The organism is Anaerorhabdus furcosa (assembly GCF_900167375.1).
GTDB classification, from domain to species: Bacteria; Bacillota_I; Bacilli_A; order Erysipelotrichales; family Erysipelotrichaceae; genus Anaerorhabdus; species Anaerorhabdus furcosa.
In genome coordinates this window covers 1-15,171 of record NZ_FUWY01000004.1, presented here as the reverse complement: position 1 = coordinate 15,171, position 15,171 = coordinate 1, and the positions used below count along the sequence as shown (strand labels likewise).

14 protein-coding genes and 1 riboswitch are annotated in these 15,171 nt (G+C 33.0%); of the genes, 13 read left to right on the top strand and 1 reads right to left on the bottom strand.

Features of this window, described 5'->3' with window-relative positions; genetic code table 11:
* Positions 1-10 precede the first annotated feature (10 nt).
* The 13 genes from B5D14_RS06920 to rlmD all read left to right on the top strand — a co-directional run bounded on the left by B5D14_RS06920 (position 11) and on the right by rlmD (position 14,822).
* Positions 11-643: a lactate utilization protein gene (locus tag B5D14_RS06920; protein WP_078711873.1), complete on the top strand. Its 633-nt coding sequence runs from the start codon at positions 11-13 to the stop codon at positions 641-643.
* 13 nt (positions 644-656) lie between these two features.
* Positions 657-1,142, top strand: a complete 486-nt coding sequence (locus B5D14_RS06915) for a DUF5673 domain-containing protein (protein WP_078711872.1) — start codon at positions 657-659, stop codon at positions 1,140-1,142.
* Between the two features lie 132 nt (positions 1,143-1,274).
* A complete protein-coding gene (locus tag B5D14_RS06910; RefSeq protein WP_078711871.1) occupies positions 1,275-1,694 on the top strand; it encodes a hypothetical protein in 420 nt (139 codons plus the stop codon).
* Positions 1,695-1,845: 151 nt separating this feature from the next.
* Positions 1,846-1,945, top strand: a riboswitch (purine riboswitch).
* 55 nt (positions 1,946-2,000) lie between these two features.
* Positions 2,001-2,483 carry a 5-(carboxyamino)imidazole ribonucleotide mutase gene (gene purE, locus B5D14_RS06905; RefSeq protein ID WP_078711870.1) on the top strand — a complete coding sequence of 161 codons (483 nt, stop codon included), beginning with the start codon at positions 2,001-2,003 and terminating at the stop codon, positions 2,481-2,483.
* Between the two features lie 8 nt (positions 2,484-2,491).
* The gene (locus B5D14_RS06900; RefSeq protein ID WP_078711869.1) at positions 2,492-6,199 is read left to right on the top strand and encodes a phosphoribosylformylglycinamidine synthase; all 3,708 of its coding nucleotides are present in this window, start codon (positions 2,492-2,494) and stop codon (positions 6,197-6,199) included.
* Position 6,200: 1 nt separating this feature from the next.
* Complete coding sequence (gene purM, locus B5D14_RS06895; RefSeq protein ID WP_078711868.1) at positions 6,201-7,226, top strand: phosphoribosylformylglycinamidine cyclo-ligase; 1,026 nt, start codon at positions 6,201-6,203, stop codon at positions 7,224-7,226.
* Positions 7,223-7,813 carry a phosphoribosylglycinamide formyltransferase gene (purN, locus tag B5D14_RS06890; protein WP_078711867.1) on the top strand — a complete coding sequence of 197 codons (591 nt, stop codon included), beginning with the start codon at positions 7,223-7,225 and terminating at the stop codon, positions 7,811-7,813. The genes purM and purN overlap by 4 nt, the downstream gene beginning before the upstream one ends.
* The gene (gene purH, locus B5D14_RS06885; protein WP_078711866.1) at positions 7,794-9,326 is read left to right on the top strand and encodes a bifunctional phosphoribosylaminoimidazolecarboxamide formyltransferase/IMP cyclohydrolase; all 1,533 of its coding nucleotides are present in this window, start codon (positions 7,794-7,796) and stop codon (positions 9,324-9,326) included. Before purN ends, purH begins: the two co-directional genes overlap by 20 nt.
* Positions 9,326-10,579 (top strand): phosphoribosylamine--glycine ligase, encoded by a 1,254-nt coding sequence (purD, locus tag B5D14_RS06880; protein ID WP_078711865.1) that lies wholly within the window; start codon positions 9,326-9,328, stop codon positions 10,577-10,579. Before purH ends, purD begins: the two co-directional genes overlap by 1 nt.
* A 93-nt stretch (positions 10,580-10,672) precedes the next feature.
* The gene (locus B5D14_RS12150) at positions 10,673-10,846 is read left to right on the top strand and encodes a hypothetical protein (RefSeq protein WP_159443751.1); all 174 of its coding nucleotides are present in this window, start codon (positions 10,673-10,675) and stop codon (positions 10,844-10,846) included.
* A gap of 3 nt (positions 10,847-10,849) precedes the next feature.
* The gene (locus B5D14_RS06875; RefSeq protein ID WP_078711864.1) at positions 10,850-11,392 is read left to right on the top strand and encodes a nucleoside/nucleotide kinase family protein; all 543 of its coding nucleotides are present in this window, start codon (positions 10,850-10,852) and stop codon (positions 11,390-11,392) included.
* Positions 11,393-11,850: 458 nt separating this feature from the next.
* Complete coding sequence (gene nadE / locus B5D14_RS06870) at positions 11,851-13,689, top strand: NAD(+) synthase (RefSeq protein WP_159443750.1); 1,839 nt, start codon at positions 11,851-11,853, stop codon at positions 13,687-13,689.
* Positions 13,686-14,822 carry a 23S rRNA (uracil(1939)-C(5))-methyltransferase RlmD gene (gene rlmD, locus B5D14_RS06865; RefSeq protein WP_078711862.1) on the top strand — a complete coding sequence of 379 codons (1,137 nt, stop codon included), beginning with the start codon at positions 13,686-13,688 and terminating at the stop codon, positions 14,820-14,822. The genes nadE and rlmD overlap by 4 nt, the downstream gene beginning before the upstream one ends.
* Before the next feature lie 83 nt (positions 14,823-14,905).
* Here the strand turns inward: rlmD and B5D14_RS12250 are convergent.
* A partial coding sequence (locus tag B5D14_RS12250; RefSeq protein ID WP_078711861.1) for an IS3 family transposase occupies positions 14,906-15,171 on the bottom strand: 266 nt, incomplete at its 5' end.

The following is a 15,171-nucleotide window of genomic DNA, read 5'->3' as shown; positions in this document are numbered from 1 at the left end:
GGTGATAACAATGGATAAAAATTTAAGGGCAACACTAGAAAATCATGTAACACTGTGCAAAGAAAAGTTAGAGAGTCATAAATTCAAAGTAGATGTTGTTGAAAATGGGAGTGAGTGTCTAACTTTGGTGGATGAGTTAATTCAAGATGGTGAAGTTGTAAGTGTTGGTGGTTCAATGACACTCTTTGAGATGGGTATCATTGATTATCTTGAACAAAACAATCGGATTACATATCTTGATCGCTATCATGCTGAAGATGCCTTCGAAATATTTCATCAAGCTTTAACTTGTGATACCTATTTAATGAGTTCAAATGCAATCACAATGGATGGTCAATTATACAATGTTGATGGTAATGGTAATCGTGTTGCGGCATTAACATTTGGTCCAGATCGTGTTTTAGTCATTGTTGGATGGAATAAAATAGTGAAGGATATTCCTAGTGCAATCGAACGTGTTGAACAAATTGCAGCACCTGCTAACTGTGTTCGATTAAATAAATCAACACCCTGTGTAACACTAGGACATTGTGTAGATTGTGCTCATCATCAAAGAATATGTGGTAGTAAAGTAATCACAACAGAATCTCACCTAAGAGAAAGAATTCATGTTATAATTGTTAAGGAAGATTTTGGTTATTAGAAAGTAGGTACTTATGGATTTCATGAATTTAGTGTTAACAGGTGTATTCTTAGCAATTGCATTTTGGTTGAGTTTCAAATTAGTTCGTATGCAAAAAACAGTTAGAATTTATGGCAAATTTGTTACAGCCACAAGAATTATGTTCTTTGTTGCTCTCATCTTTGCGATTGTTACGATATTTATCTATTGGGGAAATATTGGTGAAATGATTCGTTCAGTTATCATGTGTTTTGCAATTTCAATGTTCATTTTCTTACAAGATGGAATTACCGATGATGGATTTTTCTTAATTGGAAACTATGTATCGTTTAATGATGTGATTGATTACGACTATAAAAAAGAAAAAAATAAATTTATTGTTTTCTTTTCTTATAAGGATGGAAAACAAAAATCAGGTAATTTTCAAACTGAAGTTGTATTTGATTTGAAAAGAGCGGATTTAGTAGAAAAAACATTAAAAGAAAAAATTGGTAAAAAATACAGAAGAATGAAAAAATAATAAGTCAAATCAAAAAGATTTGGCTTTTTATATTGTTAAGAGCATTCTATTTGACAGTGAATAAATAGGGTAGTAAACTTCATAGTGAACAGTGTTCATATTAGAAAAACACTGTAATTATGGAGATATGATATGAAAGTCAAAAAACAAACATTGCTTGTTATCGCAAGTATTGTATGGATGGCTGCAGGTTTTAATATTGTAAGAATAGGTTTGATTACTTATGTTAATCACATCACTGTATTGAATATACTCTTATCAATTGGTGTATTTTTAATCTTTTGGTTTCTTATTTTTTCTAAACTTGTTGTTAAACATACAAATAGAATTATCAATTATGAAGAGAAATACCAACTATTTTATAAATTCTTTGATTTAAAATCATTTTTAATTATGGCATTTATGATGACCTTTGGTATATTGATTCGAACTTTTAACCTTGCACCAGATTCATTTATTGCCTTTTTCTATACAGGACTAGGGGCTGCACTATTTCTTGCCGGAATCCTTTTTGGGGTAAATGCTTGGAAATATCGAGAAGCATTGGCGTGATTTAGTAAAATGCGAAAAAAAGCAAATTTTCCTTTAAAAAGATTGGTTTATTTGTTATGATTTTGGTGTTGAAGGGGAGGTAAGCAGATGACATTGTTATCTAAATATACTGTTTCTCTTTCAAGTACAATTAATTGATTCGTGGATTTTTTCCATGAACTCTTTTTGTTTTTGTATAAATGTGGTAATTGGTCCACAAGTTTCTACCTCACTACCGTAATGGTGAGACTACAAAACAGTTTTTTTGTTTTGTAGACATTGAGGTAGACTTCAATGTCTTTTTACTTGTTAAGGGAGGAAACTAAGATGAGTGTACAAGTAGCTGTAGTTATGGGTTCAAAAAGCGATTTAGATGATGTAAAGGAAACTCTTCAAATTTTAGAGGATTTTGGGATTGAGTATGAGGCTAAAATTTTGAGTGCTCATCGTACTCCAGATGAAACAATTGCCTATGCAAGAGCTGCATATGAACGTGGATTAAAAGTAATTATTGCCGCAGCAGGTGGTGCAGCACATTTAGCAGGTGTTATTGCGGGTTGTCAAACATTGCCAGTAATTGGAATACCAATGAAAACAAAAACATTAGATGGTTTAGATAGTTTATTATCAATTGTGCAAATGCCAGCAGGGGTTCCAGTGGCTACTGTAGCAGTAGGTAAAGCAGGGTGTAAAAATGCTGCTGTTCTTGCAGCTACAATCATTGGTGCATTTGATCAAAGCATGCATGATAAGATTGTTAAGTATAAAGAAGATATGAAAAATAAAGTACTAGAAAGTACGATTGATTAGGTAAAATTATGACTTTGATAAATCGACGTATATTTGTAGAAAAACAACCAGGGTTTAGGGTTGAAGCAATTGATCTTTGCAAAAGTATCAATGAAAATTTAAAAATTAATGTAGATGAGGTTCGCATCATTCTTACTTATGATGTATTTCAAATTGAAGAAAATGATTTAGAAAAAGCAAAAAAATCAGTGTTTTCAGAAGTAATGGTGGATGAAGTAAGTGAAGTAATTGATTTAAAAGGAATGAAGTATATAGCAATAGAAACATTACCAGGTCAATATGATCAAAGAGCAGATAGTGCAGTGCAATGTGTTAAGTTATTAAATCCATCATCAACTTGTCAAATCACAACAGGAAGAATTGTTATTTTAAAGAGTGATCTTTCAGAGAGTGAACTACAAAGAATAAAGGAATACTTAATTAATCCAATTGAAGCAAGAGAAAAACAATTGGATATTTTAGCGATTGATCAAAATGTAGAGATTAAACCACTTGAGGATTTTAGTGGATTTATTCAACTTGATGAAAACCAATTAAAGGATTTTGTAAAGAGTAAGGGTCTCGCTATGTCATTTGAAGACTTAAAATTAGTACAAGATTATTTTAAATCTGAAAATAGAGATCCTAAAGAAACTGAAATAAAAGTATTAGATACCTATTGGTCTGATCATTGTCGTCATACAACATTTGAAACTTGTTTAACTGAAGTTAAAATTGAAACAAGTCGTTTTCAAGATGCGATTCAAAATGCATATAATCGCTATTTGGAGTTAAGACACCATTGTGGTAGAGATGAAAAACCACAAACATTAATGGATTTAGCGACAATTAATAGTCGTTATTTACGGTTGAAAGGGTTATTACCAGATGTAGAAATATCAGATGAAATTAATGCATGTTCTGTTTTCATTGATGTTGATCATGGTGGAGAGACTGAGAAATGGTTATTACAGTTTAAGAATGAAACACATAACCACCCAACAGAGATAGAACCTTATGGTGGAGCATCTACATGTATTGGTGGCGCTATTCGTGATCCTCTTAGTGGTAGAAGTTATGTTTATCAAGCAATGCGTATTACAGGTTCTGGTGATATTACTTTACCATTGGATAAAACAATTAAAGGTAAACTACCACAACAAGTGATTAGTAAGAAATCAGCACATGGTAATTCAAGTTATGGAAATCAAATTGGATTACCTACGACATATGTTCGTGAAATCTATCATGATAATTATGTTGCGAAACATTTAGAAGTTGGTGCAGTTGTCGGTGCAGTAAAAGCGGATGCAGTTGTGCGTGAAAAACCAGTAGCTGGTGATATTATTATTCTACTAGGTGGAAGAACGGGTCGTGATGGAATTGGTGGGGCAACTGGTTCTAGCAAACAACACACGCAAGCTTCATTGGATACTTGTGCAAGTGAAGTGCAAAAAGGAAATGCACCAGAAGAAAGAAAAATACAACGCTTATTCAGAAATCCTGAATGCACACAATTAATTAAGAAATGCAATGATTTTGGGGCTGGAGGAGTATGTGTTGCAATTGGTGAGCTGGCAGATGGATTAGTCATTCATTTGGATCAAGTTCGTACTAAATATGCAGGCTTAAATGCAACAGAAATTGCTATTAGTGAAAGCCAAGAAAGAATGGCTGTTGTTGTATCGAAAGAAAATAAAGATAAGTTTATTCAATTTGCTGAAGAAGAAAATCTAGAGGCTTATGAAGTTGCAGAAGTAACTGAAGATCCTCGATTAATTATGAAATTAAACCAAACTGAAGTTGTTAATATTGCGCGTAGTTTTGTTGATTCAGCAGGGGCTAGACAAAATACAAAAGTACTCATCCAAACAGCAGATAAAGAAAATCCAATGGTGGATGTAGAATGTACAAAAGAAAATATTTTGAAAGCGATAAGTGATCGCAATGTTGCGTGTCAAAAAGGTTTAGTTGAAATGTTTGATGCATCAATTGGTGCTACAACAATTCATATGCCTTTTGGTGGTAAATATCAAATGACACCAACTCAAGCATCGATACAAAAAATACCAGTACTTGATGGTAAAACAAATACTTGTTCAATTTTGACTTATGGATTTAACCCTCGTTTAATGGAATATTCTTGTTTTACAGGTGCAATGTATAGTGTGCTAGAGTCATTGGCTAAAACAGTTGCTGTTGGAGGTCATATCAAGAATACATATTTCTCATTCCAAGAATATTTTGAACGTTTGAATTTTGAACCTAGTAAGTGGGGTAGAGTTACTGAGGCACTACTAGGAGCAATGAGTGTTCAAGATTATTTTAATAAAGCAGCAATTGGTGGAAAAGACAGTATGTCAGGAACATTTAATGAACTTACCGTTCCACCAACTCTTATTTCATTTGCATGTACTAAAGCAGATATGAATCACATTGTTTCTAGTGAACTTAAAGATAGTAATCATACGCTAGGAATTTACCTTCCTACAATTGATTCAACTGGATATCCTGATTTAAGTAGTTACGATGAAATCTTTCATGATATAACAAAACAAATTGAACAAGGAAAAATACTTTCTAGTTATGTTGTTGAAGAAGGTGGATTTATCGCTTCTTGTTTGAAAATGAGTTTTGGAAATAAGATTGGATTTGAATTGAATACAAAACATAATGGTTTAAAAATGATACCAGGAGCAATTGTTGTTGAAACATGTGAACCTTTGATGGATTCTCGTTACCAAGTTATTGGTAAAACAATTGAGGAAGGATACAAAATCAATGGAGTTGAATTAACTCATGATGAGGTGGTAAGTGCATGGACATCCATGATGGATCCATATTACCCACGCCTTGCAAAAGGAAATGAAAAATTAGTTAGAACAAATTGCTATGAAACAAAGAATCGTTTTAAAGCAAAAGAAACAGTAGATAAGCCACGAGTTTGTATTACTGTCTTCCCTGGAAACAATTGTGAGTATGACATCAAACGTGCCTTTGAAGATGAAGGAGCGATTGGAGAATTTGTTGTATTTAGAAATCTAACAGAGAAAGATATTAATCAATCAATAGAGCATTTAGTTGAAGTTTTAGATCACTGCCATATCATGGCCATTCCAGGGGGATTCTCTAGTGGTGATGAACCTGATGGAAGTGCAAAATTCATTGTGAATGTTTTACAAAATGATAAAGTCAAAGCGGCGGTACATCGTTTATTAGATAGAGATGGATTAATAATTGGAATCTGTAATGGTTTCCAAGCATTGTTGAAATCTGGTTTATTACCTTATGGTGAAATCCAACAACTTACAAAAGAAGATGCTACACTCTATCGTAATGATATCAATCGTCATATCTCACTTATGGCACATACGCAGGTTGCTTCAAATAACTCACCTTGGTTACAAGACTTAGAAGTAAACAGTGATCATATGATTGCGTTTAGTCATGGTGAAGGAAAATTTGTTTGTAGTGATGACAAACTTGAAGAATTAATTCGTTATGGACAAATTGCATTCCAGTATTGTGATGACCAAGGTAATGCAAGCAATGATCCTCGTTATAATATCAATGGTAGTACATATGCAATAGAAGGTATTGTTTCAAGAGATGGAAAGATTTTAGGAAAAATGGGGCATTCAGAGCGTTATGTAGAGGGTGTATTCCAAAATATTCCTGGTAACAAAAAGCAAAATATTTTCGCAAGTGGTGTCAACTACTTCAAAAAGGAGGACTAAGATGTCAAAGTCATATAAAGATGCAGGTGTAAATTTAGAAGCAGGGTATGAATCAGTAGAAAGAATTAAAAAACACATCAAGCGTACGGAACGTTTAGGTGTAATGGGTGGTATTGGTGCCTTTGGTGGCTTATTTGATTTATCAAGTTTAAAGATTAAAGAACCAGTACTAGTAAGTGGAACTGATGGTGTTGGTACTAAATTAAAACTTGCAATGTTAATGAATAAACATGACACAATTGGTCAAGATGTAGTTGCGATGTGTGTGAATGATGTGTTAGCACAAGGCGCTGTTCCTTTATTCTTCTTGGATTATATTGCAGTAGGAAAAAATCATCCTGAACAAATTGAAGAAATCGTAAAAGGTGTTTGTGATGGATGTGTATTAGCTGATTGTGCACTTGTTGGTGGTGAAACTGCCGAAATGCCAGATATGTATGGTGAGGATGATTATGATATTGCTGGATTTACTGTAGGTGCAGTAGAAAAATCTAAGATCATAACTCCTGAAAAAGTACAAATTGGTGATGTAGTGATAGCACTTCCATCAAGTGGAGTTCATTCAAATGGATTCTCATTAGTAAGAAAGATTGTTTTAAAAGATAATGCAGTGGATTTAAACAGTACTTTCGAAGGATTAGATAAATCAATTGGTGAGACATTATTAACACCTACAAGAATTTATGTAAAACCAGTGAAGGCAGTGTTAGATGAAATCGATGTTCATGGTATTGCCCATATTACGGGTGGTGGATTCTATGAAAATATGCCTCGCTGCTTAAACAATGGTCAAGGAATCGAAATTCAAAAAGGTTCATACACTGTGCTTCCGATATTTAATGTCTTAAAAAAATTATCAAATATGGATGAGCATGAAATGTACAACGTCTTCAATATGGGTGTTGGTATGATTTTAGTCGTTAATCCAAGTGATGTTGATAAGACAATGGAAATTCTAAAAGTTAATGGAGAAAGTCCAAGTGTAATAGGTAAGATTATTGAAGGTGAAGGAGTAACTTTCAAATGAGAAAAATAGCCGTATTTGCATCAGGTACTGGTACCAATTTTGATGCTATACAAGCTAGTATTGAAGAAGGGAAACTGAATGCTTCAATTGAACTAGTGGTTGTGGATAAAAGTGATGCGCTAGTTATTGAAAAAGCAAAAGCGAAGCACATTGATACTTTTGTTTTTAATCCAAAAAGTTATGCAACTAAAAATGATTATGAAAGAGAAATCGTAAGTGAATGCAAGAAAAGAAATGTAGAGTGGATTGTACTTGCAGGATATATGCGTATCCTAGCTGATTGTTTGTTAGAAGCTTATCCAAATCGTATTGTTAATATTCACCCCTCATTGTTACCTGCATTTAAAGGTAAAGATGCAATTGGGCAAGCATTCCATTATGGAGTGAAACTTATGGGTGTGAGTATTCACTATGTAAATGCGGAGATGGATGGTGGTAAAATCATCGCCCAAAAATGTTTTGATGTTCTAGATGGTATGACTCATGAAGATGCAGAGCGTGAAATACATAAAATCGAACATCAATTGTATCCAGAAACATTAAGAAAATTGTTGGAGGAAAATGAAGATGAAAAGAGCGTTAGTTAGTGTATCAAATAAAGAAGGATTGATTCCATTTGTAAAAGGATTGGTACAATGTGGATATCAAATTATTTCAACGGGTGGAACAAAAAAAGCTCTTGATGAAGAAGGTATTTTAACAATAGCTATAGATGAAGTTACGCATTTTCCTGAAATGCTAGATGGACGTGTAAAAACATTACATCCATTAATTCATGGAGGACTTTTAGGTGTACGTGATAAAGAATCACATGTAAATCAAATGAAAGAATATGGTATTGAAACAATTGATTTAGTTTGTGTTAATTTGTATCCGTTTAAAGAAACAATTTCAAAACCTAATTTCACACATGAGGAAGCAATTGAAAATATTGATATTGGTGGTCCAAGTATGATTCGTAGTGCTGCAAAAAATCATAAATTTGTAACAGTTGTAACTGATGTAAATGATTATCAAACTGTACTCGATGAAATTGCAAATCAAGGTGATACGACTTTGGATACTCGTCAAAAATTGGCTGCGAAAGCATTCCGTACAACTGCAGCATATGATGCCATGATTCAACAATATTTAACTGATAAATTTGAAGATGAGAATCCAGAAAAGGTTATCTTTGGATATGATTTAGTACAAACATTGCGTTATGGAGAAAATCCACATCAAAGTGCATCTTTCTATACGGATGGAAGTAAGTTGCGTTATGCAATGACATCTGCAATACAATTGCATGGTAAAGAATTGTCTTACAATAACATTCAAGATGCAAATGCAACTTTACAAATCCTTAAGGAATTTGTAGGAACACCAGCTGTGGTAGCAGTAAAACATATGAATCCATGTGGAGTAGCGATTTCAGATCATATTACTGATGCATGGAAGAAGGCATATGCGGCAGATCCTGTAAGTATTTTTGGTGGTATCGTTGCATTTAATGAAGAAGTAAATGTTGATTGCGCTAAGGATATGAGCCAAATGTTCTTGGAAATTATTCTTGCTCCAAGTTTTTCTAAAGAAGCATTTGAAATATTAAGTCAAAAGAAAAATATTCGTTTAATGACATTTGTAACAGAGGGTGAAGATGCAAAAAATAAAATGGTAAGTGTTACAGGTGGATTACTCATTCAAGGTGAAGATGATGTACTTGAAACTAAAGAAGATTTACAAGTGGTAACTGTGAAACAACCTACTGCAAATCAAATTACTGATGCCTTATTTGGTATGAAAATTGTGAAGCATGTGAAATCTAATGCAATTGTACTTGTAAAGGATGGTCAAACTTTGGGTGTAGGTGCAGGCCAAATGAATCGTGTAGGTGCAGCTAAAATAGCATGTGAGCAAGCTGGTGATAAAGCTAAAGGTTCTACACTTGCATCAGATGCATTCTTTCCAATGAATGATACAGTGGAACTAGCAAGTACATATGGAATTGAATGTATTATTCAACCAGGTGGTTCAATTAAAGACCAAGATTCGATTGATAAATGTAATGAGACAAACATCGCAATGCTCTTTACAGGAAAGCGTCATTTTAAACACTAATGAAAAAAGTACTCGTAATTGGAAGTGGTGGAAGAGAACATGCGATTTGTTATAAGTTTAAACAATCACCACAAGTAGAAGAAGTATTTGTAGCACCAGGTAATCCTGGGATGAGCGATGTTGCTACTCTTGTTCCTCTGCAAACGAATGATTTTGAAGAGTTAATTGAATTTGTAAAAGAAAATGAAATTGATTTAACTTTTGTGGGACCAGAAATTCCACTGTGTGCAGGGATCACAGATGCTTTTCATGAAGCAGGTCTAGAAATATTTGGTCCAACTAAAGCTGCGGCAGAATTAGAAGGGTCAAAAGTATTTTCAAAGGCAATGATGAAAAAATACAATATTCCTACTGCAAAATATGAAAGTTTTGATAACTTTGAGGATGCGAAAGCTTATTTACTTCGTCAAGAAATGCCAATTGTATTAAAAGCAGATGGTTTAGCAGCAGGTAAAGGGGTTATTATTGCAACAACAATGGAAGAAGCATGTGCATCACTTGAAGAAATGATGTGCAATCAATTATTTGATCAAGCTGGAAGCAGTGTTGTTATTGAAGAATTTTTAGAAGGTGAGGAATTCTCACTATTAGCATTTGTAAATGGCAATTTAGTAGTACCTATGCAAATTGCTCAAGATCATAAACGTGCTTTTGATCATGATGAAGGATTAAATACTGGTGGTATGGGTGCATATACACCTGTTCATCATATCCCTGAATCTGCATACAATGATGCTGTAGAAAAAATAGTGCAAGCTATGGCGGATGCTATGGTTTTAGAAGGAAAACCATTCTTAGGTATACTCTATGGTGGGTGTATGTTAACAAAAGATGGAGTAAAAACAATTGAATACAATGTTCGATTTGGCGATCCTGAAACAGAAGTTGTATTACCAGCTTTACAAAATGATTTGTTTGAAGTAGTGAGCAATACAATGAAGGGTATACCTACTAAGCTTGAGTGGAGCAATGAGCATTTTTGTGGCGTTGTTATGGCAAACAAAGGATATCCTGAAAGTTATAAAAAAGGAGCAATCATTGAAGGCTTGGATCAATGTGATGCAACCGTATTCCACATGGGTACATCAAGTGAAGGGAATCAACTCATTGCAACTGGTGGAAGAGTTCTATTCGTTTTAAAAAGTGGAGCCACATTAAAAGATGCACAAGATTGTGTTTATGAAGAAATAAAGAAGATAAAATGTGATTCATTATTTTATCGTCATGATATCGGAAATAAAGGTATTAAGTAGGGTTGGCTCAATGAGTCAACCCTTTGTTTACATTGAACCTTTTATTATGTGAGGTATTTGTATTATAATGTAGTTAGAAGTGGAGATAATCATATGAAACATATTCCAAAGGTTCAATTTGATATGACAAAACAAGTACTGAATGATGTAGAAAAAATGAAGAAAGAAAAATTATTAGAAGAATCAATAATTGAGAAAAATGATGAGCTAAAACATCTTATAGAACACTTCAATGGGATGGATATTGAAGATTTTAAGAGCGAATAGAATATGAGAAAAACAAAAGTAATTGCAATTAATTCTGTTTCAGGTGGTGGAAAAACTACTGTGACAAAAGAATTATATAAAAAAGTTCCAAAATCAGCGGCAATTTATTTTGATGATGGTAATTATGATGTAAAAAGTGAAATCATGGATATTGAAGAATGGGTAAGTCGTGGATCCAATGCAAATGAATTTGACTTATCTGAACTTGAGAAGAAAATAAATTTTGAATTAGAGAAGGGTTATGATTATTTGTTTTTGGATTATCCCTTTGATTATCGTCATGATTTAATAAAGAAATATATTGATACAGCAATTTATATTGATACACCAAGTGATTTAAGTATCGAAAGAAAAATTCAAAGAGATAATCCAAATGAAGAGATAAGTTTGAGCACTTTGTTAGATACAATTTTAAAAAATAATTTTCTATATGAAGAAGCAAGACGCTTAGGAATTGATGGGGCGGATTTAATTGTAGATGGCAATCAAACAGTAGATGCAATTGTAAAAACTATAATTGAAAATGAAATAAATTTGTTAGTTTAAAGTAATTGACTTCTAATAATATTTAAGTATAATAATCTTATAAAACTAGTAACTGTTCATACTGAACAAAGGAAAAGCAAGGTCTGCCAACCTTGCTTTTCTAATACATTCACGATTACTTTTTGGTGAACTTATAAAGCCAAAGACATATGTATCGAGTACATACACCTACTAAGATAGCTACCAAAAAACTAGTAACTTCGTCCATACCATCACCTCCTCTGGCATACAGTGGAAGTACCAAGTAATCGTGTAAATAATTTAACATATTCACACTGATGATTCTATCGATTAGGTGAAACTTTTGCAGCAAAATTATTTAGGAAATTCGAGTAAAGTGCATAGGAAGAATAAGCGTTTAACGCTTAAATACAAGGGAAATTTAATTGATTTTACTTCTTACTATTCGTGGAGTATTTCACTTAATAATCATGTATAATAGAGTGGAGGTGTGGTGTATGAAAATAGCTTTAGGTCAAATGAATGTTGTTGTAGGACAATGTGAACAAAACTTTATAAAGATGGCTTCTATGATTGCTTATGCAAAAGAGCGACATGCTGATTTTATAGTATTTCCAGAAATGTGTATAGGTGGTTATTGTCTTCAAGATAAGTGGACGGATAATCAATTTATGGAAACTTGTATTTCATATAATGATCGTATTAAGGCATTATCAAATGGAATTGGAATTGTGTTTGGAAATGTTGCTTTAAATTCAAGCGAAAAGGGTAGAGATGGTCGAATTGTACGTTATAATGCTGCTTATTTTTGTAAGGACAATGAATGGGTAAAGTCGACAGCGGGACAAATGTACTATATTAAACATTTATTACCAAATTATCGCATGTTTGATGAAGAAAGATATTTTCAAAGTGCATTAGCATTGAATGATAAAACTTGTGCACCATTTGTAACAACAATCCGTGGTAAAGAAGTAAAGATTGGAATTGAAATTTGTGAAGACCTTTGGAGTTTAGATTATTCATTTGATGTTACGGGTGAATATTTAAAACAAAATGTTGATCTTATCTTTAATCTATCTGCAAGTCCTTGGACAATTAACAAGGAAAGTTCTCGTGATAAACAAATTCAAGCACACATTAAAACTCATGGTAAGTTTGTGCCATTTATTTATACCAATGCCTGTGGAATGCAAAATACGGGCAAATCTATTTGCGTACTTGATGGAAATAGTAAGATTTATGATGAAAATGGAAATTGTATTGGTGGATGCAATGATGCATTTATAGAAGAATGTAAAATAGTTGATTTAAGTCAAAGTGAAGAGTGTCAGCATACAGAAGATAAACTTCTTAAAGCATTATCTACTGCAATAAAAGAAGTGGATCAACAAATGTTTAATGCACAAGTTAAATGGGTTATTGGTTTATCGGGAGGACTTGATAGTACAATTAATGCTTGTCTTTTAGTACATGCCTTAGGTCCAGAACGTATTCTTGGATACAATATGGCTTCTAAATATAATAGCGATATGACTAAGAATAACGCTAGAGATATGGCGGAAAGACTTGGTATAGAAATAAGAGAAGGTGCGATTGAAAAAGTTGTGAATGCAACAATTGATACAATGCATGATTATGGTTACGAAGGTGCAAATCAAGGATTAACACTTGAGAACATACAAGCTAGAATTCGTGGGCACTTACTTTCAACATTTGCATCACTTGTTGGAGGAGTTGTCATTAACAATGGAAATAAAGTGGAAGTTGCTTTAGGGTATTGCACTATGTATGGTGATTCAATTGGTGCTTTTTCTCCAATAGGAGATTGCACAAAAGTTCAGTTGTTTGAGTTAGGATATAGTTTAAATAAATACTTTGGTAAAGAAGTTGTTCCACTAAATTTATTACCTCAGATAGAGGGTGAGTCAATCAAATGGGATATGCCACCATCTGCTGAATTAAAAGATGCACAGCTAGATCCTATGAAATGGTTTTACCATGACTGGTTAATCTCAAAACTCATTGAATATCCAGGTTATCAAGTAGAAGAAATTATGTCATCTTATCTTGAAGGAAATCTATTGCAAACTGAAATAGGAAAATGGATGAAGTATTATGGTTTAGACAATCCAAAGTTGTTTATTGATGATTTAGAGTGGGTGATAAAAACAATGCAAAAAGCAGTATTTAAAAGATTGCAACTTCCACCAGCTGTTGTAGTTAGTAGAGGAAGTTTTGGAAATGATTTTAGAGAATCGCAAGTTCAATTCCAACCCTCAAATCGTTATATAGAATTAAGAAATAAAATTCTTAACATGGATGGTCAAAAATGAAAATTTGTACATATGCAAAGAAATGCGGTGGATGTCAATATCAAGGAATAGAATATGTAAAACAACTTGAAAACAAACAAGAAAAAATTAAATCTTTGTTTAAACCACATACTGTATTGCCAATTATTGGTATGGATAATCCTTATTATTATCGTCATAAGGTATTTGCAACATTTTCACTTAGTAAGACAAAAAAAGTTACGTGTGGGATTTATGAAGAAAATAGTCATCGTATTGTTCCGATTGAGGATTGTTTAATTCAAAATGAGAAAGCAAATGATATCCTTAAATCTATTTGTGAGATTGCAAGTAAGTTAAGAATACAACCGTTTAATGAAGACCGAGGAACTGGCGTTTTACGCCATGCTTACTTAAGGGTTGGTTACCACACAAATCAAATCTTGTTGGTTTTTGTTTTAGGTCAACAAGTGTTTCCTGGTAGTAAAGAGTTTATGAAATTGCTTCGTCAAAAACATCCAGAAATCACAACAATTTGTACGCAAGTTAATGCCAGACGTACAAGTGTTGTATTGGGAGAGAAAGAGAAAATTCTTTTTGGAAAAGGATATATTGAAGATGTACTCTGTGGGGTTAAATTTCAAATTTCAAGTAAGTCATTCTATCAAGTTAATCCTGAACAAACTGAAAAACTTTATTCAAAAGCAATTGAACTTGCTAATATAAATAAGAATGATATTGTTTTGGATGCTTATTGTGGTATTGGAACCATTTCACTAATTGTTGCTAATTCTGCAAAAGAAGTAGTAGGAGTAGAGCTAAACAAAGTAGCGATTAAAGATGCTATGATCAATGCAAAACTAAATCAAATTAAGAATGCCAAATTCTATGCAGAAGATGTATCATATTTCATGCGTGATTATGTTCAAGAGATGAAAGATGTGGATGTAGCAATTATTGATCCGCCACGTAGTGGATCTGATGAAAACTTTCTTACTCTTCTAGCAAGCTTAAAAGCAAAAACCATTGTGTATGTATCTTGTAATCCAATAACACAAGTAAGAGATATAAAAGTACTTGAGAAAAGAGGTTATGTGATATCAACAATTCAACCAGTAGATATGTTTCCATTTACTGAACATATCGAAAACATTGTTCTGATGGTTAGAAAATAAAAGATATTCAATAAACTATACCCCTTGTCAAGGACACAAGAATAAAAGATATGAAGCAGGTGAATAAAAATCATCTGCTTTTACTATAAATAAATGATTGATTGAGGAACAATCACAGGCAGATATTTCACCAATGTTTTATCTGTCAGATACTGATCAACTTCATAAGGAGTCTTCTTATGAAGTCGTTTCTGTGGTCGATCGTAATTATAGTAATTGATATAATCAGTTATCGCAAAAGCCATTTCCTCATAAGTCCTATACTTCTTTAAATCCATTTCTGTTTTTAATATCGCAAAGAATGATTCTTGTGGTGCATTATCCCAACAATTACCTCTTCTAGACATCG